Source organism: Arthrobacter sp., assembly GCF_031179385.1.
In the GTDB taxonomy this organism is placed as follows: Bacteria; Actinomycetota; Actinomycetes; order Actinomycetales; family Micrococcaceae; genus Arthrobacter_D.
Map to the genome: position 1 here is coordinate 1 of NZ_JAPSHV010000024.1, position 21,844 is coordinate 21,844.

24 protein-coding genes are annotated in these 21,844 nt (G+C 63.4%); 16 read left to right on the top strand and 8 right to left on the bottom strand.

Annotated elements, in window-relative coordinates; all coding sequences use genetic code 11:
• A partial coding sequence (locus RIF85_RS05705) for an ACT domain-containing protein (RefSeq protein ID WP_309070947.1) occupies positions 1-191 on the bottom strand: 191 nt, incomplete at its 3' end.
• A gap of 317 nt (positions 192-508) precedes the next feature.
• Here RIF85_RS05705 and glyA point away from each other — a divergent pair.
• The 6 genes from glyA (at position 509) to RIF85_RS05735 (ending at position 6,084) form a co-directional block, all read left to right on the top strand.
• Positions 509-1,804, top strand: coding sequence for a serine hydroxymethyltransferase (gene glyA / locus RIF85_RS05710; protein WP_309070948.1), 1,296 nt, complete (start codon positions 509-511; stop codon positions 1,802-1,804).
• 158 nt (positions 1,805-1,962) lie between these two features.
• Positions 1,963-2,853, top strand: a complete 891-nt coding sequence (locus RIF85_RS05715) for a bifunctional methylenetetrahydrofolate dehydrogenase/methenyltetrahydrofolate cyclohydrolase (RefSeq protein ID WP_309070949.1) — start codon at positions 1,963-1,965, stop codon at positions 2,851-2,853.
• Positions 2,854-2,999: 146 nt separating this feature from the next.
• Entirely contained in the window at positions 3,000-3,941 is a 942-nt protein-coding gene (locus tag RIF85_RS05720) for an ABC transporter ATP-binding protein (RefSeq protein ID WP_309070950.1), read from the top strand.
• Between the two features lie 13 nt (positions 3,942-3,954).
• Complete coding sequence (locus RIF85_RS05725; protein ID WP_309070971.1) at positions 3,955-4,836, top strand: ABC transporter permease; 882 nt, start codon at positions 3,955-3,957, stop codon at positions 4,834-4,836.
• A gap of 5 nt (positions 4,837-4,841) precedes the next feature.
• Positions 4,842-5,666: an ABC transporter permease gene (locus tag RIF85_RS05730; RefSeq protein WP_309070972.1), complete on the top strand. Its 825-nt coding sequence runs from the start codon at positions 4,842-4,844 to the stop codon at positions 5,664-5,666.
• Positions 5,667-5,724: 58 nt separating this feature from the next.
• Positions 5,725-6,084: a VOC family protein gene (locus RIF85_RS05735; protein WP_309070951.1), complete on the top strand. Its 360-nt coding sequence runs from the start codon at positions 5,725-5,727 to the stop codon at positions 6,082-6,084.
• Positions 6,085-6,116: 32 nt separating this feature from the next.
• Here the strand turns inward: RIF85_RS05735 and RIF85_RS05740 are convergent, their stop codons facing one another.
• The gene (locus tag RIF85_RS05740; protein ID WP_309070952.1) at positions 6,117-6,389 is read right to left on the bottom strand and encodes a helix-turn-helix transcriptional regulator; all 273 of its coding nucleotides are present in this window, start codon (positions 6,387-6,389) and stop codon (positions 6,117-6,119) included.
• Positions 6,390-6,430: 41 nt separating this feature from the next.
• On the opposite strand from RIF85_RS05740, the gene map reads away from it, so the two are divergent.
• A complete protein-coding gene (gene map, locus RIF85_RS05745; protein WP_309070973.1) occupies positions 6,431-7,207 on the top strand; it encodes a type I methionyl aminopeptidase in 777 nt (258 codons plus the stop codon).
• Between the two features lie 34 nt (positions 7,208-7,241).
• On the opposite strand, the gene RIF85_RS05750 is transcribed toward map, so the two are convergent.
• Positions 7,242-7,925, bottom strand: a complete 684-nt coding sequence (locus RIF85_RS05750; protein WP_309070953.1) for a class F sortase — start codon at positions 7,923-7,925, stop codon at positions 7,242-7,244.
• A gap of 16 nt (positions 7,926-7,941) precedes the next feature.
• A complete protein-coding gene (locus tag RIF85_RS05755) occupies positions 7,942-8,712 on the bottom strand; it encodes a hypothetical protein (protein ID WP_309070954.1) in 771 nt (256 codons plus the stop codon).
• Between the two features lie 190 nt (positions 8,713-8,902).
• Here RIF85_RS05755 and RIF85_RS05760 point away from each other — a divergent pair, with 190 nt between their 5' ends.
• Genes RIF85_RS05760 through RIF85_RS05780 form a run of 5 tightly spaced genes read left to right on the top strand, consistent with a single transcriptional unit; the run spans position 8,903 to position 12,995 of the window.
• On the top strand, positions 8,903-9,394 hold the full coding sequence (locus tag RIF85_RS05760; RefSeq protein ID WP_309070955.1) for a hypothetical protein: 492 nt from the start codon (positions 8,903-8,905) through the stop codon (positions 9,392-9,394).
• A gap of 22 nt (positions 9,395-9,416) precedes the next feature.
• Positions 9,417-10,268 (top strand): exodeoxyribonuclease III, encoded by an 852-nt coding sequence (locus tag RIF85_RS05765; protein ID WP_309070956.1) that lies wholly within the window; start codon positions 9,417-9,419, stop codon positions 10,266-10,268.
• Between the two features lies 1 nt (position 10,269).
• Entirely contained in the window at positions 10,270-11,316 is a 1,047-nt protein-coding gene (gene trpS, locus RIF85_RS05770) for a tryptophan--tRNA ligase (protein ID WP_309070957.1), read from the top strand.
• 4 nt (positions 11,317-11,320) lie between these two features.
• Complete coding sequence (locus RIF85_RS05775) at positions 11,321-11,926, top strand: 2'-5' RNA ligase family protein (RefSeq protein ID WP_309070958.1); 606 nt, start codon at positions 11,321-11,323, stop codon at positions 11,924-11,926.
• Positions 11,886-12,995, top strand: a complete 1,110-nt coding sequence (locus RIF85_RS05780) for a YihY/virulence factor BrkB family protein (protein WP_309070959.1) — start codon at positions 11,886-11,888, stop codon at positions 12,993-12,995. The genes RIF85_RS05775 and RIF85_RS05780 overlap by 41 nt, the downstream gene beginning before the upstream one ends.
• Positions 12,996-13,141: 146 nt before the next feature.
• Here the strand turns inward: RIF85_RS05780 and RIF85_RS05785 are convergent, their stop codons facing one another.
• The 4 genes from RIF85_RS05785 to sdhC all read right to left on the bottom strand — a co-directional run bounded on the left by RIF85_RS05785 (position 13,142) and on the right by sdhC (position 16,634).
• Complete coding sequence (locus RIF85_RS05785; RefSeq protein ID WP_309070960.1) at positions 13,142-13,930, bottom strand: succinate dehydrogenase iron-sulfur subunit; 789 nt, start codon at positions 13,928-13,930, stop codon at positions 13,142-13,144.
• Positions 13,930-15,708, bottom strand: a complete 1,779-nt coding sequence (gene sdhA / locus RIF85_RS05790; protein ID WP_309070961.1) for a succinate dehydrogenase flavoprotein subunit — start codon at positions 15,706-15,708, stop codon at positions 13,930-13,932. The genes RIF85_RS05785 and sdhA overlap by 1 nt, the downstream gene beginning before the upstream one ends.
• A gap of 74 nt (positions 15,709-15,782) precedes the next feature.
• Entirely contained in the window at positions 15,783-16,250 is a 468-nt protein-coding gene (locus RIF85_RS05795) for a succinate dehydrogenase hydrophobic membrane anchor subunit (RefSeq protein ID WP_309070962.1), read from the bottom strand.
• A 3-nt stretch (positions 16,251-16,253) separates the two neighbouring features.
• On the bottom strand, positions 16,254-16,634 hold the full coding sequence (gene sdhC, locus RIF85_RS05800; RefSeq protein WP_309070963.1) for a succinate dehydrogenase, cytochrome b556 subunit: 381 nt from the start codon (positions 16,632-16,634) through the stop codon (positions 16,254-16,256).
• A 217-nt stretch (positions 16,635-16,851) separates the two neighbouring features.
• On the opposite strand from sdhC, the gene RIF85_RS05805 reads away from it, so the two are divergent.
• The 4 genes from RIF85_RS05805 to RIF85_RS05820 all read left to right on the top strand — a co-directional run bounded on the left by RIF85_RS05805 (position 16,852) and on the right by RIF85_RS05820 (position 21,738).
• Positions 16,852-17,973, top strand: coding sequence for a mannose-1-phosphate guanylyltransferase (locus RIF85_RS05805; RefSeq protein WP_309070964.1), 1,122 nt, complete (start codon positions 16,852-16,854; stop codon positions 17,971-17,973).
• 136 nt (positions 17,974-18,109) lie between these two features.
• Positions 18,110-19,255: an amidohydrolase gene (locus RIF85_RS05810; RefSeq protein ID WP_309070974.1), complete on the top strand. Its 1,146-nt coding sequence runs from the start codon at positions 18,110-18,112 to the stop codon at positions 19,253-19,255.
• Positions 19,256-19,358: 103 nt separating this feature from the next.
• Positions 19,359-20,393, top strand: coding sequence for an LLM class flavin-dependent oxidoreductase (locus tag RIF85_RS05815; RefSeq protein WP_309070965.1), 1,035 nt, complete (start codon positions 19,359-19,361; stop codon positions 20,391-20,393).
• A gap of 271 nt (positions 20,394-20,664) precedes the next feature.
• Positions 20,665-21,738 (top strand): BMP family ABC transporter substrate-binding protein, encoded by a 1,074-nt coding sequence (locus RIF85_RS05820; RefSeq protein WP_309070966.1) that lies wholly within the window; start codon positions 20,665-20,667, stop codon positions 21,736-21,738.
• The last annotated feature ends 106 nt before the right edge of the window (positions 21,739-21,844 follow it).

Genomic DNA, 21,844 nt, shown 5'->3' on the forward strand with positions numbered 1-21,844 from the left:
ATGGCCACCCGCATGAAGAACGTGCCCGATTCCGGGCTGCCATACTGCTGCGATTCGATGATGTTGCACCCGGCAGCAACCAGCGCACCTGAGACGGCATGGACAATCCCGGGGCGGTCATCACAGGAGAGAGTCAGAATGAACGACGACGGGGCGTTGCCGGGAACGCCGGCCTGTACAGCTTCAGTCACGCTCCAAGGTTACCGGGCAGGAAGAGGGCGAACTCCCGCACCGCTGTCACTGTCCGAAACAGTGCTGCAACCTCCGGCAGGTAACCGTCTAGAATGGCATGGTCGCGACTGGCGTTAGGTGGGCAACCACCAGGAAGCGGCATGCGCTGTCCGCTGTACACACGTACGACGACGGCGCGCAGCGCCGACCACGGATCGCACGCCTGGGCCGTGGGTCAAGTCCCCCTCTGTTGCCCTCGCCCCTGAACTTCGGGTGCGCAGGGGTCAACAGGTAGCCTGACCTGTAGAAACGCCCCCTCATTATCAGGAGCATCCCCGTGACTTCATCCTCTCCTTCTGTGACCCAGTCCGTCACCAACGCGCCGCTTTCCGAGGTGGACCCGGAAATCGCTGCAGTCCTCAACGACGAGCTTGCCCGCCAGCGCGACACCCTCGAAATGATCGCCTCTGAGAACTTCGCTCCGCGCTCGGTGCTCGAAGCCCAGGGGTCCGTCCTCACCAACAAGTACGCGGAGGGCTACCCGGGCCGGCGCTATTACGGCGGTTGCGAGCACGTGGACGTCGCGGAGAACCTCGCTATCGAGCGGGTCAAGGCGCTCTTCGGCGCAGAGTACGCCAACGTTCAGCCGCACTCCGGTGCCCAGGCAAACGCTGCAGCCCTGGCCGCGATGATCAAGCCCGGGGACAAGATCATGGGTCTTTCCCTGGCTCACGGTGGTCACCTGACGCACGGCATGAAGCTGAACTTCTCCGGCAAGCTGTACGAGGTGGCGGCATACGGTGTTGAAAGCGATACCCACCGCCTCGACATGGAGCGCGTCCGGGAGCAGGCAATCGCCGAGAAGCCACAGGTCATCATCGCCGGCTGGTCTGCCTACCCCCGCCACCTCGACTTCGCGGCATTCCGTTCCATCGCTGACGAGGTCGGTGCGTTGCTCTGGACTGACATGGCGCACTTCGCGGGTCTCGTGGCTGCCGGCCTGCACCCGAGCCCGGTCCCACACTCCGACGTCGTCACTTCCACCGTGCACAAGACCCTGTCCGGTCCGCGCTCCGGCGTGATCCTGGCCAAGCAGGACTGGGCGAAGAAGTTGAACTCCAGCGTCTTCCCGGGCCAGCAGGGCGGCCCGCTCATGCACATCATTGCGGCCAAGGCAACGGCATTCAAGATCGCCGGATCGGAAGAGTTCAAGGAACGCCAGGAGCGCGTCCTCGAAGGCGCCCGCATCATTGCCGAGCGACTGATGGGGTCGGACGTCACTGAACACGGAGTCTCGGTCCTCACCGGCGGCACGGATGTTCACCTGGTGCTGGTCGACCTCCGCAACTCCGAATTGGACGGTCAGCAGGCCGAGGATCTGCTGCACTCGGTCGGCATCACGGTCAACCGCAATGCTGTCCCTAATGACCCCCGCCCGCCGATGGTCACCTCCGGTCTCCGCATCGGTACTCCGGCTTTGGCCACCCGCGGCTTCGGCGCCACAGAATTCACTGAGGTCGGCGAGATCATCGCTGCTGTACTCAAGCCCGGAGCTGACATCGAAGCGCTGCGTGCCCGCGTATCCCGCCTGGCTGCGGACTTCCCGCTGTACCCCGGGCACGAGGAATGGTAGAAGACCTCCCTCCCCGCGCACTGGAATCGGAAGCAGCACGCTCCGACCAATATGAGATTCCCGCAGACGAATGCTGCTTCACAGGGTGTTGCGAACGTGGGAAAGCTTTTTTGCTCGAGGAGCTAGACGGACAACAGCTCAACAGAGGAGCCGCGTAAATGAGCGCACAGATTCTTGACGGCAAGGCCACTGCGGCCACCATTCGGGGTGAATTGGCAGAGCGGGTCAAAGCCCTGAAGAACCAGGGCGTAACGCCCGGGCTGGGCACGGTATTGGTAGGCGACGACCCGGGAAGCCACTCCTACGTCGCCGGTAAGCACCGCGACTGCGAGCAGGTGGGTATCAATTCGATCCGCCGTGACCTTCCCGGTGACATCACCCAGGAAGACCTTGAGAAGGTCATCGATGAACTGAACGACGACGACGCCACCACCGGCTACATCGTGCAGTTGCCTCTCCCTGCGCACATCGACGCCCACGCCATCCTTGAGCGGATGGCTCCGGAAAAGGACGCGGACGGTTTGCACCCGACCAATCTCGGGAAGCTCGTCCTGAACGTCAATGCGCGCCTGGACTCGCCGCTGCCCTGCACTCCGCACGGCATCGTCGAACTGCTGCTGCGGCATGACATTCACCTCAAGGGAAAGAATGTGCTTGTCGTTGGACGCGGCGTCACGGTGGGGCGGCCGCTGGGTCTCCTGCTCACTCGGCGCGCCATCAATGCCACGGTCACGCTGGCGCACACCGGAACCGTGGACCTTCCGCGGCACCTCAGCGAGGCCGACGTCGTTGTTGCGGCAGCCGGTATGCCGGGCATGATCACTGCTGAGCACCTGAAGCCCGGGGCTATCGTCCTCGACGTCGGTGTCACCCGCGTGGTCGATCCGGACTCCGGCAAAGCTACCCTGCGCGGTGACGTTGCTCCGGACGCCTCGGGCGTTGCCGGTTGGCTCTCGCCGAACCCGGGAGGGGTGGGGCCTATGACCCGCGCCATGCTGCTTGCCAACGTGGTCGAAGCCGCCGAACGGCAGGCGGGCATCGGCAAGTAACCGGTCCCTCTTGTGTTGTCGGCCGCTTCCCTGGTGGGGAGCGGCCGACGGCGTTAACAGGAAGACCGAACCGATGTGGACATTCGCTGTCCTCGACCCCCATCGATTGGCTTTTGCCAATGGCTTAAGTCCTCTAGGCTGATCTGGTGCCCAACCAAACCAATACGAACTACGTCATCTCTGCCGATCAACTGACCAAGCACTACGGTGACTTCGCCGCCGTCAACGGCATCTCCTTCGACGTACCGGCGGGTGAGTCCTTCGGGCTCCTGGGCCCGAATGGTGCCGGCAAGTCGACAACCATGAAGATGATCGGCGGAGTCTCCCAGCGCACGTCCGGAAAGCTCACGATCATGGGTCTGGATCCGGAGCAGCACGGTCCGGAGGTCCGGGCACACCTTGGCGTCGTTCCTCAGCAGGACAACCTGGATGAGGAATTGCGCGTCCGCGACAACCTTCTGGTTTATGGCCGTTACTTCGGGCTGCCGATGAGCTACCTCAAGCCGAAAGCCGATGAACTGCTGGAATTTGCCCAGCTCACCGACAAGGCGAAGGCCAAGGTGGACTCGCTGTCCGGAGGCATGAAACGCCGCCTGACAATCGCCCGGTCACTCATCAATGAACCGAAGATCCTCCTCCTCGACGAGCCCACGACCGGTCTCGACCCCCAGGCACGGCACATCCTGTGGGACCGTCTGTTCCGTCTCAAGGAGTCGGGCGTTACCCTGATCCTCACGACCCACTACATGGATGAGGCGGAGCAACTCTGTGACCGCCTCGTCGTCGTCGACAAGGGACAGATCATGGCCGAGGGCTCGCCCTCCACGCTCATCCGCGAGCACTCCACGCGGGAGGTCCTTGAACTGCGCTTCGGCTCGGAGCGCAATGCAACCGTCGCTGCCGACCTTGCGGGAATCGGCGAACGGCTCGAGCCCCTACCGGACCGCGTCCTGATCTATACCCACGACGGCGAGTCCGCACTCGAGCAGGTCACTGCCCGCGGTCTCCACCCCATCACATCACTGGTGCGCCGGTCCTCCCTCGAGGACGTGTTCCTGCGCCTGACCGGCAGGAGTCTCATTGACTAGCCAGCACACCGGCATGCCGGAGCCGTCCGCTCCAGGCGGCCGCACCGCGCAACCAACGACGACGGTGCGCACCCTCTCTGCGCACTCACCGATGGTCTCGGCGGAGCGAGCCCGCAAGTTCGGCTCCTGGTACTACGCTGAGCACGCCCTCAAGGTGATGAACGGCTACCGTTGGACCCTCCTCGCGTACAGCGTCGGCAACCCCGTGATGTATCTCTTCGCGATGGGCGTGGGTCTTGCCACACTGGTGGACAACAACAGCGCGGAGAGCGCGTTCGGCGGGGTCAGTTACCTCGCCTTCATCGCCCCAGCCCTGTTGTCGTCAGCCACGATCATGACGGCGGCAACGGAATTCACCTACCCCGTCATGGACGGCTTCAAATGGCGGCGCGTGTACTACGGACCGCATGCCTCTCCGTTGGCCGTGCACCAGATTGTCAACGGCTACATCATCGCAATCTCCCTCCGGCTGTTTCTGATGTCAGCCATCTACTTTGGAATCGTCGCTGCATTCGGTGCGTCCCCGTCAGCCTGGGGCTCCGTGGCGATCGTCGTCGCGGTCGTGTGCGGGCTGTCCTTCGGCCTGCCGCTCATGGCCTACTCCGCGAGCATCACCGACGACAAGGGGCAGTTCGCCCTCGTTATGCGCTTCATCGTGACCCCGCTGTTCCTGTTCTCGGGAACGTTCTTCCCGCTGGATACTCTTCCCGTCTTCCTGCAATGGATAGGTTGGATCTCCCCGCTATGGCACGGCACGGAGCTCGGGCGGGTTCTTACCTACGGCTACTCGGAACCATTGTGGCTTTCCGTGATCCATGTTGCCTATCTCGTGGGACTCGCGCTTCTCGGGTGGGTCCTGGCCCGTCGTGTCTATGAACGGAGGTTGGGCCAGTGAGCAAGGTGCTGACCGAAGAGGACTACCGCGTCCAGGTCAAGGACCGTCCGTTCAGTGCGCTCTATGCCCGCAACGCCAGGGCGGTGATTGCACGAGGCCTCCGCGCCACGAAGAGCAGCAATTGGCTGATCATGGTTTCCGGCTTCTTCGAGCCGGTGCTGTATCTCATCTCCATGGGCGTGGGCCTCGGAGCCCTGGTGGGAACCGTCGTCGGGCCCGGTGGGGAGGAGATCAGCTACGCCGCCTATATTGCGCCGGCCCTGCTGGCGGTCTCTGCCATGAACGGTGCGGTCTACGACTCCACCTGGAATGTGTTCTTCAAGATGAACTTCGCGAAGCTGTACCAGGGCATGCTCTACACCTCGCTCGGGCCGCTGGATGTCGCGATCGGCGAGATCTTTCTCGCACTGCTTCGCGGTGCGCTTTACGCCACCGGATTCACGGCAGTAATGGGGCTGATGGGTTTGATCACAACTCCCTGGGCGCTCCTCATGGTTCCAGCGTCGGTGTTGATCGCGTTTGGATTCGCGTCCTTTGGCATGGGCATCACCAGCTACATGAAGACGTTCCAGCAGATGGACTGGATCAACTTCGTCATGCTGCCGATGTTCCTGTTCTCGGCCACGTTCTATCCGCTCAGTGTGTACCCGCAGGGCATCCAGTGGTTCATTCAGGCGCTTCCACTCTGGCACGGGGTGGAGCTGCTTCGGCAGCTCAGCGTCGGTATCTTCACTCCGGCAACGGCGATTCACGTGACCTACTATCTCGTAATGATCCTCGTCGGCATGGTGCTCACCACCACGCGACTCCGAAAACTGTTCTTGAAATAGGACAGTCGCTGTCCTGCTCTTCCTTTCCAGCCTTGCTTGAGCAGCAGATACTGGAACGATGATTGGGAAATGGCACGCAACCGTCTTCGACTGTTCAAACTCGGACCAGCTGGCGTCCTTCTACGAGGACCTGCTGGGGATGATCCGCGTCCAGCATGACGAGAACGGGTGGATCACCATCGGGGACGCCCCTGACCGCCCGGCGCTCGCCTTCCAGCCGGTTGAGGGCTACACGCCGCCCACCTGGCCGAGTCAGGACATCCCGCAGCAGGTGCACCTGGACATCCGGGTGGCTGACCTGGATGTCGCCGAGCAGAAGGTGTTGGCGCTGGGCGCTACCAGCATGGACTCGGGAACCGGGACCTTCCGCGTCTACCTCGATCCCGCAGGACACCCGTTTTGTCTCGTGTCGTGGTGAAGGTTCAAACACCCAGGAGAGGCGTCAGGCAGCTATGACGCATCACGCAGTGGTGCGCTTCCTGAGGCTTTGACGAGGGACCACAGATCGTCCATTGATATGTCGAGCTCGTCGGCCAGGGCGGCGACGATAGCGAAGGATGGGGTGGCGATGCGTCCCGTCTCGATTTTGCGCAGGGTCTCCGGCGAGATGCCGGCCGCTGCTGCCACGTGACCCAGGGTTCTGTCAGCCCGCGCCTCGCGGATCAGTTGCCCTAATGCCTGACCACGTCGGATGTCCTCGGGGTCGAGGGGAACTCTAACCATGTCTGTATAGTAATACCGGTATTGTTATACCGGAGGTTATGATGATCGAAATTCTCACACCGCGCGAGCTCGAAGCTGCCCGTCCCGCAGGACAGCTGGTGGCGCGGGTCCTGCAGGAGCTCAAGCGACGCACCCAGCCGGGTACCAACCTGTTGGAGCTTGATTCCTGGGCGCGGGCAATGATCGATGAGGCCCAGGCGCGTTCCTGCTACGTCGACTACGCACCCTCCTTCGGGCGTGGCCCCTTCGGCAAGGTCATCTGCACCTCGGTGAACGATGCGGTGCTGCATGGCCTGCCGCACGACTATGCGTTGGGGCAGGGGGACCTCCTTACCCTCGACTTCGCCGTGGAGTTGGGCGGCTGGGTGGCCGACGCGGCGGTCAGCTTCGTGGTGGGACGGCCGGTCAACGAGCAGGACCAGCACCTGATTGACACAACGACGGCGGCGCTGTTCGCCGGAATCGCAGCAGCCCAGCCGGGCAACAAGATCGGTGACATCTCCTACGCGATCGGAACTGTCCTGACCGGTGCCGGCTATGAGGTCAACACCGAGTTCGGCGGTCACGGGGTGGGTAGCACCATGCACCAGGACCCGCATATCTCGAACATCGGGCGCCCGGGCAGGGGTTTCACGTTGAGGCCGGGCATGCTTCTGGCCATCGAGCCATGGGTGATGGCCGGCACCAAAAACCTCAGAATTGACGCGGATGGCTGGACGCTTCGTAGTGCCAACGGCGGACGCACCGCACATTCAGAGCACACCCTAGCTATCACCGAGGACGGGCCGCAGATCCTGACCGCGACCGATCAGGTCTAGAACCTGATCGCAGGACGACCCCTGCTATGGACTCTCAGAGAACGAGCTGCGCGAAGATCACGTAGTTGTCGTCGAACAACCCGGTGGCCGGGTCATAACCGTCGCAGGTGATCAGGCGGAGTTCCGCGCCAGCCGTGTTGCCGTATACCGTTTCGGTCGGGAAATCGTCCTTCGGGTACTGCTCGCCCCGCACCATTTCAAAGGTGGCGGTCGAACCGTCAGCCCGCACAACCTCGATCAGGTCACCGGCTTTCAGGCTCCTCAGGTCCGCGAAGACTCCCGGTCCGCCGTCGGTGGCGTTGACATGGCCCAGCAGGACGGAGGGCCCACGCTCACCAGGCGTGGGGGATTGGTTGTACCAGCTTGCAGGCGCACCCGGACCATCGGGCGGCACCTCGAGGCTGCCGTTCTCCCGCAGCCCCAGCGACAGCAGGTCTGAGCCGGCACCGATCACGGGAATCGAGAAGGACACCGGTTCGGAAGCCTCAAGCACCGCGGGCAGCTCCGGAGCGGTCTCGGCGGTGGGAGTTGTCGAGGCAGCGGGGGTGGGGGAAGCAGAGGCTGGAGCCGACGCAGAAGCCGTGGGCGCCGTCGTCGTCGTGGTGGGAGCTTGGGCACTCGGGCCGGTGTCGGTGCTGCCGCAACCGGTCAGTACCAGAAGGGCGGCCGCCGCAGAAACTGCGAAGTTTCTGCGGCGGCCGGAGTTGAAGCTGATCATGAGATCAGATCAGTCCCTACTTGGTGGTTGAGCGACGGACGGCGTAGGTGCCGCCTGCAGCTGCTGCCAGGACCAGGCCGCCACCGAGGGCGATCATGCCCAGGTTGGAGCCGGTCTGCTGCTCAACACCGGTGTCGGCACCGCCCTGGGGCATGGCGCCCATCTGAGAAGCGACAAGGGTCCCACAGAGGGCCGGGGAAGTAGCACCGAGGGGCAGTGACTCCTCGAGGTCGCTCGGAGCGTTGAATGCTTCTTCACTGCTGGAAGTAGCCGGGTCCAGGCCATGGACGACCATGACGGCCGTTCCTGCCTTGAGCGCGTCCTGAGTTTCCTGGTTCATCTCGAACGTGCGCTGGATGGTGTAGTTACCGCCCTGGCCGCCGAGAGTAAGGTCAAGACCGGCGTCTGCGCTGGTGTCACCGCTTGTACCGATCGTGCTCAGGATTCCACCATAGAAGGGTGCACCTTCGGTGGTGGAGAGGATGCCGTCGCCGTTCTCGTCAGCATCCGGCGTGGGGCAAGTGCCCTGCGCTCCGCCGTGGATGTGCTGGACGTGCGGGTAGGCACCATCCATGAACTTCTCGGCAAGACCGGAGACCCGGAGGTCCACGGTGGCTTCATTGCCCTGCAGGGTGACAGTCATGGTGGCTGAGCCAGTGGTTCCACTCAGCTGACCGAGGGTCGAGGTGTATGTTCCGTCGGCACCGTCAGCCATGGCGGGAGCGCCGCCCATTGCGAGCAGGCCAACAGCCAGGGTAGGGACTGCGAAAAGAGCTTTCTTGTTCATGATTCCTCCATGGAGCGAGTGGGGCGCATACCGGAAGAGGTACGCATGACCTTAGTTCGGCGTGGTCTGAGTCACGGATGGGTGTGAGCTGAATAATTTTTTATTCCGCCCAACCCGGCACTCTCAGGGCGCCTTTTCGCCGCTGGTGGAAGAAGCCGGGACGGCCGTGCCGATTTGCGACAATAGAGGCATGCAACCACTGGGAACTTCTGGAAAGACCGCGGGTAGAGGCCTGAGCCTGCGGATGGGCGGCGTCGGAATGGCCATCATGCTGGTGGTGTTCCTGGTCGCGGTGGTATTCGCGGCCAATGAGAACGACGTCGTCGGCTGGCTCGTGGTGATCATCTCCCTGGGCTGGCTGCTCATCTTCAGCTTCGTGGTGTTCACCGTGCGTTCGGCGGCCCGAAAGGCCAGCGCCCGGATCGATGAGTTCAACAGGACCGCCGGCGGCGGCATGGCCGGCAGGGGGCCTGCCGGCGCAAGCTCCGCCATGCGTGACGAAAAGCTCGATCACAGCTTCAAAATCGTCCAGGTGCAGGCGCGGGTCATCCGCGACCACCTCGGCAAGGACCAGGGCATGGTGGACCGCGCTCTCGAAACGATCGAGATCACCTCTCACAACGCACGCAGCATGATGAAAAACAACGACGACGGCCCCGTCGAGGGCACCGTCGTCGACTAACGGCTCCGGTAAGGTTGATCGGGTGAGTTTGGCACCAACCCTGAGAAGCAGCAAGCACCCCAACGCACTCCGTATTGCCACCGTGAACGTGAACGGAATCCGCGCCGCTTACCGGAGGGGAATGGAAGAGTGGCTTGCGGACAGGGAGGTCGACATCCTCTGTCTGCAGGAAGTGCGCGCCCCTGACAAGGTCGTGCGGGAACTGCTCGGGGATTCCTGGCACATCCTGCACGCCGAAGCCGCAGCGAAGGGCCGGGCCGGGGTCGCAGTGGCATCCCGTCTGGAGCCAACCGAAACCCGTGAGCATATCGGTGATGAATACTTTGAGGCGTCCGGTCGCTGGGTGGAGGCCGATTTCGACCTGGACGGAACCAGGCTCAGCGTTGTCAGCGCCTATGTGCACTCCGGCGAGGCCGGATCACCACAGCAGGAAGACAAGTACCGCTTCCTCGATCTGATGTCGGCCCGTCTCAAGGAACTGCGTGCTACCCGTGACCACGCCCTGGTGGTTGGGGACCTGAACGTCGGCCACACCACCCGGGACATCCGGAACTGGAAGGGCAACCTGAAGAAGGCTGGGTTCCTGCCCGAGGAGCGGGCCTACTTCGATCATTTCTTCAGCGACGCCGTGGGTTGGATCGACGTACACCGCGACCTGGCGGGCGAGGTCGACGGACCGTACACGTGGTGGTCCTGGCGCGGCAAGGCATTCGATAACGACGCCGGCTGGCGGATCGATTACCACCTCGCCACCCCGGAGCTCGCTGCAGCCGCCACTTCCGCCGTTGTTGACCGTGCGCATTCCTGGGAAGCACGCTTCTCGGATCACGCTCCGCTCGTCGTCGACTACCAGCTCTTACAACCCCAGGACTGATATGACCACCTCCTCCACTCCAGCGCGGCAGCGAGTACTGTCCGGCATGCAACCCTCGGGCAGTTCCCTGCACCTTGGGAACTATCTGGGCGCCCTCCTGCAGTGGGTCCAGATGCAGGACTCCTATGACGCCATTTACTTCATCCCGGACCTGCACGCCATCACGGTTCCCCAGGATCCCGCCGAACTGGGAGAGCGGACGCGCCTGACTGCCGCCCAGTACATTGCCGGAGGGGTGGACGTGGACAAGTGCACGCTCTTCGTACAGTCCCATGTTCCGGAGCACGCGCAGCTCGCCTGGGTGCTCAACTGCATCACCGGGTTCGGTGAGGCATCGCGCATGACCCAGTTCAAGGACAAGTCGCTTAAGCAGGGTGCAGACTCCACATCGGTGGGCCTGTACACCTACCCCATCCTGCAGGCTGCGGACATCCTGCTCTATCAGCCCGAAGGCGTCCCCGTAGGAGAGGACCAGCGCCAGCACATCGAGCTGAGCAGGGATTTGGCGCAGCGGTTCAACACCCGGTTCGGTGAGACCTTCGTCGTCCCGAAACCCTTCATCCAGAAGGAATCCGCGAAGATCTACGATCTGCAGAATCCCACGGCCAAGATGTCGAAGTCAGCGAGCTCTGCGACCGGACTGATCAACATCATGGACGAGCCGAAGGTCACTGCCAAGCGCATCAAGTCCGCGGTCACGGATGACGGCTCGGAGGTGCGCTTCGACCGCGAGGAGAAGCCGGGAGTATCCAACCTGCTCTCCATCTACTCGCTGATGACAGGCAAGAACATGGACGACGTCGTCGGGCACTTTGAGGGCCGCATGTACGGCCATTTGAAGGTCGAACTGGCTGAAGTCGTCGTGGACCGCCTTGAGCCGATTCGTGCACGCACGTTGGAGTTGCTCGCGGACCCGGCAGAGCTTGACCGCCTGCTTGCGGTCGGCGCGGAGAAGGCGCGGGAGATCGCGTCCGTTACGCTGGCAGATGTGTATTCGAAAGTAGGCTTCCTTCCAGCGCGCGGACGCGGACCGGCGGGTGCCCTCTAGAATCATGAGCCATCCCCTCAGCGAAACCGAGCAGCGTCAACCGACCTATGTAGTAGGCCGGCGTGCTGTCGAGGGCAAGCTTGTAGGTGTGGTGATCCCCATCCCTGAGCCGATCGCCGGTGAGCTGGAGCGCTGGCGGGCATCCTTCGGGGACCCGATGGCCGCCCTTGTCCCGCCCCACATCACGCTGATCACCACCACTCCTGCCAGCGACTGGCCTTCGACCCTGCGCCATGTGCGGGAGGTTGCGTCCGCACAGCGTCCGTTCACGGTGACCCTGAAGAGCACGGGCACGTTCCGCCCGCTGACACCGGTGGTCTTTGTCAACGTCACCGAGGGGTTTGACGCCTGCGTCAGCCTGCACCGGCGGCTGCAGGCGGGCCCCCTCGCCCGTGAGCTGGAATTCCCCTTCCATCCACACGTCACAGTGGCCCACGATGTCAGTGAGGCGAACATGGACTCTGCGGAGATCCAGCTTGACGACTTCGAGGCGTCCTTCACCGTACGTACCATGGGACTGTACGAGCACGACGTCACAGGTGTGTGGAAACTACGGGAAGAGCTCACTTTTGGCCAGAACGCTACCGCCGGCGAAGAAGCAGGGAACTGACGTCCCGTTACCCACGGACCGGGCGCAGCTCACACTGAAAGTACTGCAGGCCCGCCGTGATCTGGGCCGCACGCGGCGGGAAAAAGGCGGGGGAGTGCCCGTCCTCCTGGCCACCTTCCAGTACCTGCTGGCCAGGCTGAACGCCTTCCGCCCCATGCGCGCTTTCCAGCTCTACATCAGCCGCCACGGCCCCCTGATGGCGGCAGGCATCGCCTACAACATGTTCTTCGCCATCGCCGCACTGCTGGTCGTGGGCTTCTCCATCGCCGGGTTGGTGATTTCCGGAGACCCGGAGCTGCAGCGGCTGATCGTACGCGCGGTCGACTCCACCACACCGGGCCTGATCGATACCGACGGCGAGGGCGGACGTTCAGGCTTCGCCACCCCCGACCAGCTGTTCGGTCTTGAGGCCGGGCTCAATCTGGCCCTGCTGATCTCGACCGTTACCCTGCTCTTCACCGCACTTGGCTGGATCGCAGGGATCAGGGAGGGGATGCGCGGCATCTTCGACGTGCCGGCCGTTCAGGCCAATCCGGTGCTCATGAAGCTCAAGGACCTCGGAATTCTGCTTGTCCTCGGGGTAGCGCTGGTGGTGACAACGGCCGTCGGACTAATTGTGAACACCGTGATCGACCTGGTTCTCCAATGGGTGGGCTTCGACAGCGCCGCGCGACCGTTGACGCAAATCGCCGGCATCATTGTCATGCTCCTGCTCGACACGCTCGTCGCGGTGATCCTCTTTCGTTCAGCGTCGGCAATAGAGATGCCCCGCCTCGTGCTGCTTCAGGCCGCGCTGATCGCCGGTGCCGGGAGTACGGTCCTGCGCACGTTCAGCACCCTCCTGCTGGCCGGCGTGGACCGCAACCCGCTTCTCGCACCCTTCGCCGTCATCCTCGGCCTGTTTGTCTGGTTCTTCCTGTTGAGCCAGGTCTACCTGCTGGCGACCGCCTGGGGAGCGATCGGGGCCGCGGACGCCAGAACGGCCGGGTCCACAGCCCGCGGCGGACGCGCACGGTCGTTGCGGCAGCGCAGCCGGGCCGCCCGCACCCCGGAGGTCTCAAGCACCTAAGGTTGCCACCGGGTGGCCGAAGCCGCCACAGCTGCACACAACGCTCAGTGAACGACGACGGCGCGTGGCCACCTTTCGGTAGCCACGCGCCGTCGTCAGTGCGAACTTGTGCTTCTGTTGGTGCTGCGCTGGAGTGCAGGCTCCTGCTAGACCTTCCGGGACAGGATGGCCTGCTTCACCTCGGCAATCGCCTGGGTGACCTGGATGCCACGCGGGCAGGCCTCAGAGCAGTTGAAGGTGGTGCGGCAGCGCCACACGCCTTCCTTGTCGTTGAGGATCTCGAGGCGCATGTCTCCGGCGTCGTCACGCGAGTCGAAGATGAAGCGGTGCGCGTTGACGATAGCGGCGGGACCGAAGTACTGGCCATCGGTCCAGAAGACCGGGCAGGACGACGTGCAGGCCGCGCACAGGATGCACTTGGTGGTGTCGTCGAAGCGCTCACGCTCTTCGGCGGACTGCAGGCGTTCACGCGTCGGCTCATGGCCCCGGTTCACCAGGAACGGCATGATCTCCCGGTAGGACTGGAAGAACGGCTCCATGTCGACAATGAGGTCCTTCTCCACCGGAAGCCCCTTGATCGGCTCCACCAGGATGGGCTTGGAGGTGTCGAGGTCCTTCAGGAGGGTCTTGCAGGCAAGCCGGTTACGGCCGTTGATGCGCATGGCATCGGAGCCGCAGACACCGTGGGCGCAGGAACGGCGGAACGAGACAGTGCCGTCGTGTTCCCACTTGACCTTGTGCAAGGCATCGAGCACACGGTCTGTGCCGTACATGGTGAGCTTCCACTCGTCCCAGTGCGCCTCGTCCGAGACCTCCGGGTTGTAGCGCCGCACCTTCAGCGTGATGTCAAAGGTGGGGATCTCACCGCCGCCCCCGACGCCTGGTGCGAGGTCGACCTTTGAAGCCGGTTCTTTTTCGACAGTTGGTGTGCTCATCAGTACTTACGCTCCATGGGCTGGTAACGGGTGAAGACTACCGGTTTGGTCTCAAGGCGCACACCGCTGGTTTCGACAGCGGAGGGGTCCTTGTAGGCCATGGAATGGGTCATGAAATTCGTGTCATCACGCTCAGGATAGTCCTCGCGGAAGTGACCACCGCGGGATTCCTTGCGGTGCAGGGCGGCCGCAGTCATCACTTTGGCCATATCCAGCAGGAAGCCGAGCTCAACGGCTTCCAGCAGGTCCAGGTTGAACCGCTTGCCCTTGTCCTGCACAGTGACCCGGGTGTAGCGCTCTTCCAGCTTGTCGATGACCTCGAGGGCCTCGAGAAGAGTCTGCTCCGTCCGGAACACCTGAACGTTGGCATCCATGATGTCCTGGAGTTCCTGACGGATCTGCGAAACCCGCTCGCCGCCTTCAGAGCTGCGCATGGTGTCCAGCAGGCGCTCAGTCTCGACCAACGGATTATCAGGGATTTCCACGAATTCGGCGGTGGCGGCGTACTCGGCCGCAGCGATACCCGCGCGCTTACCGAACACATTGATGTCCAGCAGCGAGTTGGTGCCGAGACGGTTGGAGCCGTGAACGGAAACGCAGGCAACCTCGCCGGCAGCGTAAAGACCTGGGACGACCGTGTCGTTGTCCTGCAGCACCTCAGCCTTGATGTTGGTGGGGATGCCGCCCATGGCATAGTGCGCCGTCGGGAAAACAGGGACCGGCTCGGTGTAGGGCTCCACACCAAGGTAGGTGCGCGCGAACTCCGTGATGTCCGGGAGTTTGGCATCGATGTGAGCCGGCTCCAGGTGGGTCAGGTCGAGGAGGACGTAGTCCTTGTTCGGCCCGGCTCCACGGCCCTCGCGTACCTCGTTCGCCATTGAGCGCGCAACGATGTCGCGGGGAGCGAGATCCTTGATGGTTGGCGCGTAGCGCTCCATGAAACGCTCGCCCTCCGAGTTGCGGAGGATCGCGCCTTCGCCGCGGGCAGCCTCCGAGAGGAGGATTCCGAGGCCCGCGAGGCCGGTCGGGTGGAACTGGAAGAATTCCATGTCCTCCAGGGGGATGCCCCGACGGAACGCGATGCCCATGCCGTCGCCGGTCAGGGTGTGGGCGTTCGACGTGGTTTTGAAAACCTTGCCGACGCCGCCGGACGCGAAGACAACGGACTTTGCCTGGAAGACATGCAGTTCGCCGGTGGCGAGGTCATAGGCGACGACGCCGGCGACACGCTTCTGGATCCGGGTCACGCCGTCGACGGTGACTTCCTGGTCAACCGTCAGCATGTCCAGAACGTAGTACTCGTTGAAGAACTCGACGTTGTGCTTGACGCAGTTTTGGTACAGCGTCTGGAGGATCATGTGACCCGTGCGGTCGGCGGCGTAGCAGGCGCGGCGTACCGGCGCTTTGCCGTGATCGCGGGTGTGACCTCCGAAGCGGCGCTGGTCGATGCGGCCCTCGGGCGTGCGGTTGAACGGCAGACCCATCTTCTCGAGGTCCAGCACGGCGTCGATGGCTTCCTTTGCCATGACCTCGGCGGCGTCCTGGTCAACGAGGTAGTCGCCGCCCTTGACGGTGTCGAAGGTGTGCCATTCCCAATTGTCTTCCTCGACATTGGCCAGGGCGGCGCACATGCCGCCCTGCGCCGCACCCGTGTGGGAACGGGTGGGGTAGAGCTTGGTCAGTACAGCCGTCCTTGCGCGCTGGCCGGATTCAATCGCGGCGCGCATGCCGGCGCCACCGGCGCCCACAATAACGACGTCGTACTTATGGACCTGCATACTGTGCTCTTTCTGTTGAATCTAGCGATGTAGCTAGCCGAATCTGTTGGCTGCGGGCGTAGCCGCCTGGAGTGTTAGGGCGCCGGGCAGTAATCGGCGACGTGCGGTACTCCGTTGACTACCGGGCAGGGATCAAACGTGAAGATCACGAGGGTGCCGAGTACGACGATGACAACGGTCGCCACGTAGAGGATGTTCTTGAGCCAGAACCGGGTGGAGTCCTTTTCGGCGTAGTCATTGATGATGACGCGAACGCCGTTGGTGCCGTGAAGCATGGCAAGCCAGAGCATGACGAGGTCCCAGACCTGCCACAGCGGGTCCGCCCATTTGCCTGCCACGAAGCCGAAATCGACACCTTCGATGCCGTCTCCGGCGATCATGCTGGTCCAGAGGTGCACGAAGATCAGTACAACCAGGACGATGCCGGACAGGCGCATGAACAGCCATGCGAACATTTCGAAGTTGCCCTTGGAGCCGCCGGTGCGCCGGTACTGCGGTGAGATGCGTCCCGAGCGGGGAGATTCAACGATGGGAGCAGCCATGGCTTAGTGACCTCCGAAAACGACTGAAAGATGGCGGATGGAGAAGGCGATCATGGTGACTGCCCAGAGTCCGATGACGGCCCACAGCATCTGCCGCTGGTACTTGGGGCCCTTCTTCCAGAAGTCCACCAGAACGACGCGGAGGCCGTTGAAGGCGTGGAAGACGATTGCGCCAACCAGCCCCAGCTCTCCGAGGCCCATGAGGGGGTTCTTGTAGGACTCGATGACGACGTCATATGCCTCTGGGGATACCCGTACCAGCGAGGTGTCGAGTACATGCACCAGTAGGAAAAAGAAGATCACGACGCCGGTAATACGATGCGCAACCCAGGACCACTGGCCTTCGCGGCCGCGGTAGAGGGTGCCTGCTGGTGTCTTCGACACTGAAAAACCTCCCTGTGTCGCAGAGGCGTTAGCGCGTCTTCCACGCTGGAAATTCGCCCCGCGAGAGCACTCTTTCCACAAGCCTAATCTAGGCTCCGTTGGTAGGGTGTTCAATTTAGGGCGCCCTACGTTGTGACCTTGTTAACACCGGTGCCTGTGAGAGGTGTAAAAGCCAGGTTTCACCGGTCTTTTTACGGCTCCTGTTAATGTGGGAGCGATGAGTACTCAAGAGCGTAGCCCCCTGGATCGGTTTCACGGCGTCATCCCGGCCGGCGGAACCGGTACACGACTGTGGCCGCTGTCCCGCGCGGCAGCACCGAAGTTCCTGCATGATCTCACCGGATCGGGCAGCACTCTTATCCGCGCCACCTATGAGCGGCTGCATCCGCTGAGCGACAACCGCGTCATGGTGGTCACCGGTAAGGCTCACCGCCGGGCCGTACGTGCGCAGTTGCCCGAGCTCAAGGACTCGGACCTCGTTCTGGAAAGCGAGCCGAAGGATTCGGGGGCGGCAATCGGCCTGGCCGCCGCCATCCTCTACCACCGGGACCCGGACATCATCATGGGATCGTTCGCCGCGGACCAGGTGATCGCGCCCGTCGAAGACTTCCAGGCGGCGGTCCGCGAGGCCGTTCATACGGCCGCCCAGGGGTACATCGTGACGATCGGCATCCTGCCCACGCACCCGTCCACCGGCTTCGGTTATATCCGCGCAGGGGACGCCCTGGACATCGCCTCCGCTCCCAGCGCGCATTCCGTCATCGAATTCGTCGAAAAGCCGTCGGTCGCCGTTGCCCGCGAATACATCGACAGCGGGAAGTACAGCTGGAACGCGGGCATGTTCGTCGCGCCGGTAGCGCTCATGCTCAAGCACCTCGAAGCCAACGAACCGGTCCTGTATGCGGGCCTGATGGAGATCGCTGCTGCGTGGGATACCCGCTCACGCAACGAGGTTGCCCGCAGGGTCTGGCCCACCCTGCCCAAGATCGCGATCGACTACGCAGTCGCCGAGCCGGCAGCAGCCGCCGGTGATGTCGCCATGATCCCCGGCAACTTCAGCTGGGACGACGTCGGTGACTTCGCCGCAATCGGCCGGCTGAACCCGGCGATGGAGAACAGCAATCTCAAGGTGATGGGCGAGGGAGCCCGGGTGTTCTCCGAGAACGCCTCCGGCATCGTGGTCTCCGATACCAAGCGGGTCATCGCGCTGATCGGAATTGACGACGTCGTCATTGTGGACACTCCGGACGCACTCTTGGTGACCACGAAGGAGCACGCACAGGAAGTGAAGAAGGCGGTGGAATCGCTGCGGGCCAGCGGCGATGTGGACGTCCTCTAGGGCTCGGGGAGGTCCTGCGAGTCACTCAATGACGTACGGTTCGAGCGCTCACCTGCAGGTTGGTTAGGCTTGTGTGGTGCAGAAAACTCCCACCGAAGCTCCCGTCGTCCCGCATATTGGCGTGTGGGTGGCTCCGATGCTGGACGAGCTGACGAAGTTTCGGCGCGACATCCACGCGCACCCCGAACTTTCCCACAAGGAGTACCGCACCACCGACCGGTTGGTTGAGCGGCTGGAATCAGCCGGACTGAAGCCCAAACGGCTCGAGGATACGGGCCTGTACGTGGATATCGGCGACGGTGACATCAGGATCGGCCTGAGGGCGGACATCGATGCCCTCCCGATCCTCGAAGAGACGGACCTGCCCTACGCTTCAACTGCCACGGGCATTGCGCACGCGTGCGGCCATGACATCCACACCACGGTGATGCTCGGTGTTGCGCTGGTACTGGCCAAGATCGACGCCGAGTCTCCGCTCGATGGCCGGGTGCGCGTGATCTTCCAGCCTGCCGAGGAGACCATGCCCGGCGGAGCCCTGGACGTCATTGCCCAGGGCGTGCTTTCCGATGTTCCGCGCATTCTGGCCTTGCACTGTGACCCTCGCATTGACGTCGGCCTGGTGGGGACGCGGATCGGCGCCATCACGTCCGCCTCGGACACCGTCCGGGTCGAGCTTAACGGCCGTGGGGGCCACACCTCCCGTCCGCACGTCACCGAGGACCTGGTCTTCGCGTTGGCACACATCGCGGCCAACGTTCCGGCAGTCCTGTCCCGCCGCATCGACGTGCGAAGCGCCGTGTCCGTGGTGTGGGGCCAGATGCACGCAGGGTCAGCGCCCAACGCGATTCCCGCGCACGGTTTCATGTCCGGGACCATGCGATGCCTCGATGGGGAGGCCTGGGAAGCAGCCGGCGACCTCATGGATGAGACGGTGCGCCAGCTCGCCGCCCCCTTCGGCGTGGACGTTCGGATCGAACACACCAGGGGAGTGCCTCCCGTGGTCAACACCGAGGCGGAGACAGGACTGATCGAAGCTGCAGCCCGCGCCGAGCTGGGGCCGGACGCCGTGGTCCTGACTCCTCAGTCCATGGGGGGCGAGGACTTTGCGTGGATGACCCAGAAAGTCCCCGGCGCCATGATGCGGCTTGGCACCCGCACCCCCGGCGGCGAAACCTACGATCTGCATCGCGGAGACTACCGGCCGGATGAGCAGGCCATCGGGTGCGGCATCCGGGTCATGGCCGCCGCAGCAATGCGCGCAGTACTGGGCCTCCGGCACTAAGCCCCCGGCGCCCGGGAAGTGTCGCACGCCTCGGCGCCTTCGGGGAATGCATCGCCGGATGCGGTGGTTGGCAACCTGCGTGAGTAGCTCCAACAATTTCCGCGTGCCCCTGTCCGTTCTCGATCTCGCCACGGTCGGCTCCGGCCGGACCAGCGCCGATGCGCTCGCTGACAGCGCGAGGCTGGTGGAGGCTGCGGATGCCCTGGGTTTCACCCGCTTCTGGGTGGCGGAGCACCACAACATGCCTTCGGTTGCATCGACAAGCCCCGCCGTACTGATCGCGCACCTCGCAGCGAAGACCTCTCAGATCCGCCTGGGATCCGGCGGCGTGATGCTTCCGAACCACGCACCTTTCGTGGTTGCTGAGCAGTTCGCACTGCTCGAAGCGCTGCATCCGGGCCGCATAGATCTTGGAATCGGACGTGCGCCGGGCACCGACCAGATGACCGCCATGGCGCTGCGCCGGCAGGCCGACGGTCTGGGCGTCGAAGAGTTCCCGCAGCACGTTCTCGAGGTGCTCGCCCTTCTCGGAGATAACCGGACGCCGGACCGGGCCATGCGGCTCGTCGCTACGCCGGCGCCGTCGTCCTTCCCTGACGTCTGGCTGCTCGGATCAAGCGGCTACTCAGCGCAGCTGGCCGGGATGCTCGGCCTTCGGTACAGCTACGCCCACCATTTCGGTAACGAGGATCCGGCCGCGGTCATGCGCCTTTACCGTGCCAACTTCCAGCCCTCACCGGCGCTCGAGGAACCCTACGCCATGCTGGCCACCTCGGCCCTGACCGCGGACACGGTGGAGGAGGCTGAATACCTGGCGGGACCGGCGAAGGTGATGGCACTGTCCTTGCGGTCCGGCCGTCCCGCGCCGATCGTCTCGCCCGAGGAAGCGGCTAAGCGTATGTTCAGCGACCAGGAGCAGCTGATGCTTGAGCATCTGCCCGCAATCAAGGCCGTCGGCACGCCCGATCAGGTCACCGCGCGCCTCGAAGAACTCGTGGAGCTCACCGGAGCGCAGGAGCTCATGATCACCGGCACAACGTACGACGTCGGCTCCCGCATTGATTCCCTGGCCCACCTCGCCGGCGCCTGGGGACGGTCTCAGGCGGAGGCGCAGACGGGCGCACCGGCCGGCCGGTAAGTCAACCTACCCGTTGGTAACAAAACTTGAACAATGTGGGAACGGGCGGGTGATTTGGTAGTGTGCCCGGTCACTCCGGCGCTAGAGTAAGCTTCATCATCGAGTCCCGAAACTGAGGCGGGACCGGCGCCACGAACATCAATGAAAACAGAGCTTGCAACCCCTATCAGGGAGCCGCAATTGGACACTCATTGACTTCTTGATCGTGGGCTTACTTCTTATCGGAGGAACATTGAAGAATTCACGGAGCTTGACAGGGCGCCGGACCGGCATGTCCGTTGCAGCACTGGGAGCAGCAGCCCTTCTCCTCGCCGGTTGCGGTGCGCCGCCGGCAGAGACGGAAGGCGGCGGATCCGATCCCGCTGCCGAGGCTACCGACTACGCCGGCTGCATCGTTTCCGACTCGGGCGGCTTCGACGACCAGTCGTTCAACCAGTCCAGCTACGAGGGCATCAAGGCCGCTGAAGAGTCCCTCGGCATCGAGGTCCGCCAGGCCGAGTCCCAGGCCGAGACCGACTTCACGCCGAACGTGAACTCCATGGTCAGCGCCGGCTGCGACATGATCGTTACCGTCGGGTTCCTGCTCTCCGCCACCACGGCAGAAGCCGCGGAGGCCAACCCGGAGACCAACTTCGCGATCGTGGACGACAACCAGATCGACCTTCCCAACGTCAAGCCGATCATCTACGACACGGCGCAGGCAGCCTTCATGGCCGGGTACCTGGCCGCGGGCACTTCGGAGACAGGAAAGGTCGCGACCTACGGCGGCATCCAGATCCCCACCGTGACCATCTTCATGGACGGCTTCGCAGACGGTGTCGCCTACTACAACGAGCAGAAGGACGCCGACGTCCAACTCCTCGGCTGGGACAAGGAAGCACAGACCGGCACCTTCGTCGGCGACTTCACGAACCAGGCTGCAGGCAAGACCAACACGCAGAACTTCATCAACGAGGGCGCGGACATCATCATGCCCGTGGCCGGTCCCGTGGGCCTCGGCACCATCGAGGCCGTTGGGGAAGCGAACGCAGACGGCGGCAGCAACAAAGTGATCTGGGTTGACTCGGACGGCTTCGAGACCGTCGAGACCGGAACCGAGTTCATCCTGACCTCGGTCATGAAGCTCATGGGCGATGCCGTTGAGCAGGTCATCTCTGAGGACGTCGAAGGCAACTTCAGCAACGAGCCGTACGTCGGCACGCTGGAAAACGGCGGTGTTGCACTTGCTCCGTTCCACGACCAGGAAGAGGCAGTCTCGGACGAGATGACTGCCGAACTGGAAGAGATCAAGGCAGGCATCATCTCCGGCGAGATCACCGTCGAATCTGAGGCAAGCCCCAAGTAACACCAGACTGAACACGCCGCCCGCTTCCCAGGATGGTTCCACGGTCCTGCAGGAACGGGCGGCGTGTTCGCGTTACGGTTTGAATTGACTCTGTATTAGCTGGCGG

Excerpts from the sequence above, each read along its gene's own strand:
- RIF85_RS05715 (WP_309070949.1), top strand. The coding sequence starts at position 1,963 with ATGAGCGCACAGATTCTTGACGGCAAGGCCACTGCGGCCACCATTCGG.
- RIF85_RS05725 (WP_309070971.1), top strand. The coding sequence starts at position 3,955 with ATGCCGGAGCCGTCCGCTCCAGGCGGCCGCACCGCGCAACCAACGACG.
- RIF85_RS05735 (WP_309070951.1), top strand. The coding sequence starts at position 5,725 with ATGATTGGGAAATGGCACGCAACCGTCTTCGACTGTTCAAACTCGGAC.
- RIF85_RS05740 (WP_309070952.1), bottom strand. The coding sequence starts at position 6,389 with ATGGTTAGAGTTCCCCTCGACCCCGAGGACATCCGACGTGGTCAGGCA.
- map (WP_309070973.1), top strand. The coding sequence starts at position 6,431 with ATGATCGAAATTCTCACACCGCGCGAGCTCGAAGCTGCCCGTCCCGCA.
- RIF85_RS05750 (WP_309070953.1), bottom strand. The coding sequence starts at position 7,925 with ATGATCAGCTTCAACTCCGGCCGCCGCAGAAACTTCGCAGTTTCTGCG.
- RIF85_RS05755 (WP_309070954.1), bottom strand. The coding sequence starts at position 8,712 with ATGAACAAGAAAGCTCTTTTCGCAGTCCCTACCCTGGCTGTTGGCCTG.
- RIF85_RS05760 (WP_309070955.1), top strand. The coding sequence starts at position 8,903 with ATGCAACCACTGGGAACTTCTGGAAAGACCGCGGGTAGAGGCCTGAGC.
- trpS (WP_309070957.1), top strand. The coding sequence starts at position 10,270 with ATGACCACCTCCTCCACTCCAGCGCGGCAGCGAGTACTGTCCGGCATG.
- RIF85_RS05775 (WP_309070958.1), top strand. The coding sequence starts at position 11,321 with ATGAGCCATCCCCTCAGCGAAACCGAGCAGCGTCAACCGACCTATGTA.
- RIF85_RS05785 (WP_309070960.1), bottom strand. The coding sequence starts at position 13,930 with ATGAGCACACCAACTGTCGAAAAAGAACCGGCTTCAAAGGTCGACCTC.
- sdhA (WP_309070961.1), bottom strand. The coding sequence starts at position 15,708 with ATGCAGGTCCATAAGTACGACGTCGTTATTGTGGGCGCCGGTGGCGCC.
- RIF85_RS05795 (WP_309070962.1), bottom strand. The coding sequence starts at position 16,250 with ATGGCTGCTCCCATCGTTGAATCTCCCCGCTCGGGACGCATCTCACCG.
- RIF85_RS05805 (WP_309070964.1), top strand. The coding sequence starts at position 16,852 with ATGAGTACTCAAGAGCGTAGCCCCCTGGATCGGTTTCACGGCGTCATC.
- RIF85_RS05810 (WP_309070974.1), top strand. The coding sequence starts at position 18,110 with ATGCTGGACGAGCTGACGAAGTTTCGGCGCGACATCCACGCGCACCCC.
- RIF85_RS05820 (WP_309070966.1), top strand. The coding sequence starts at position 20,665 with ATGTCCGTTGCAGCACTGGGAGCAGCAGCCCTTCTCCTCGCCGGTTGC.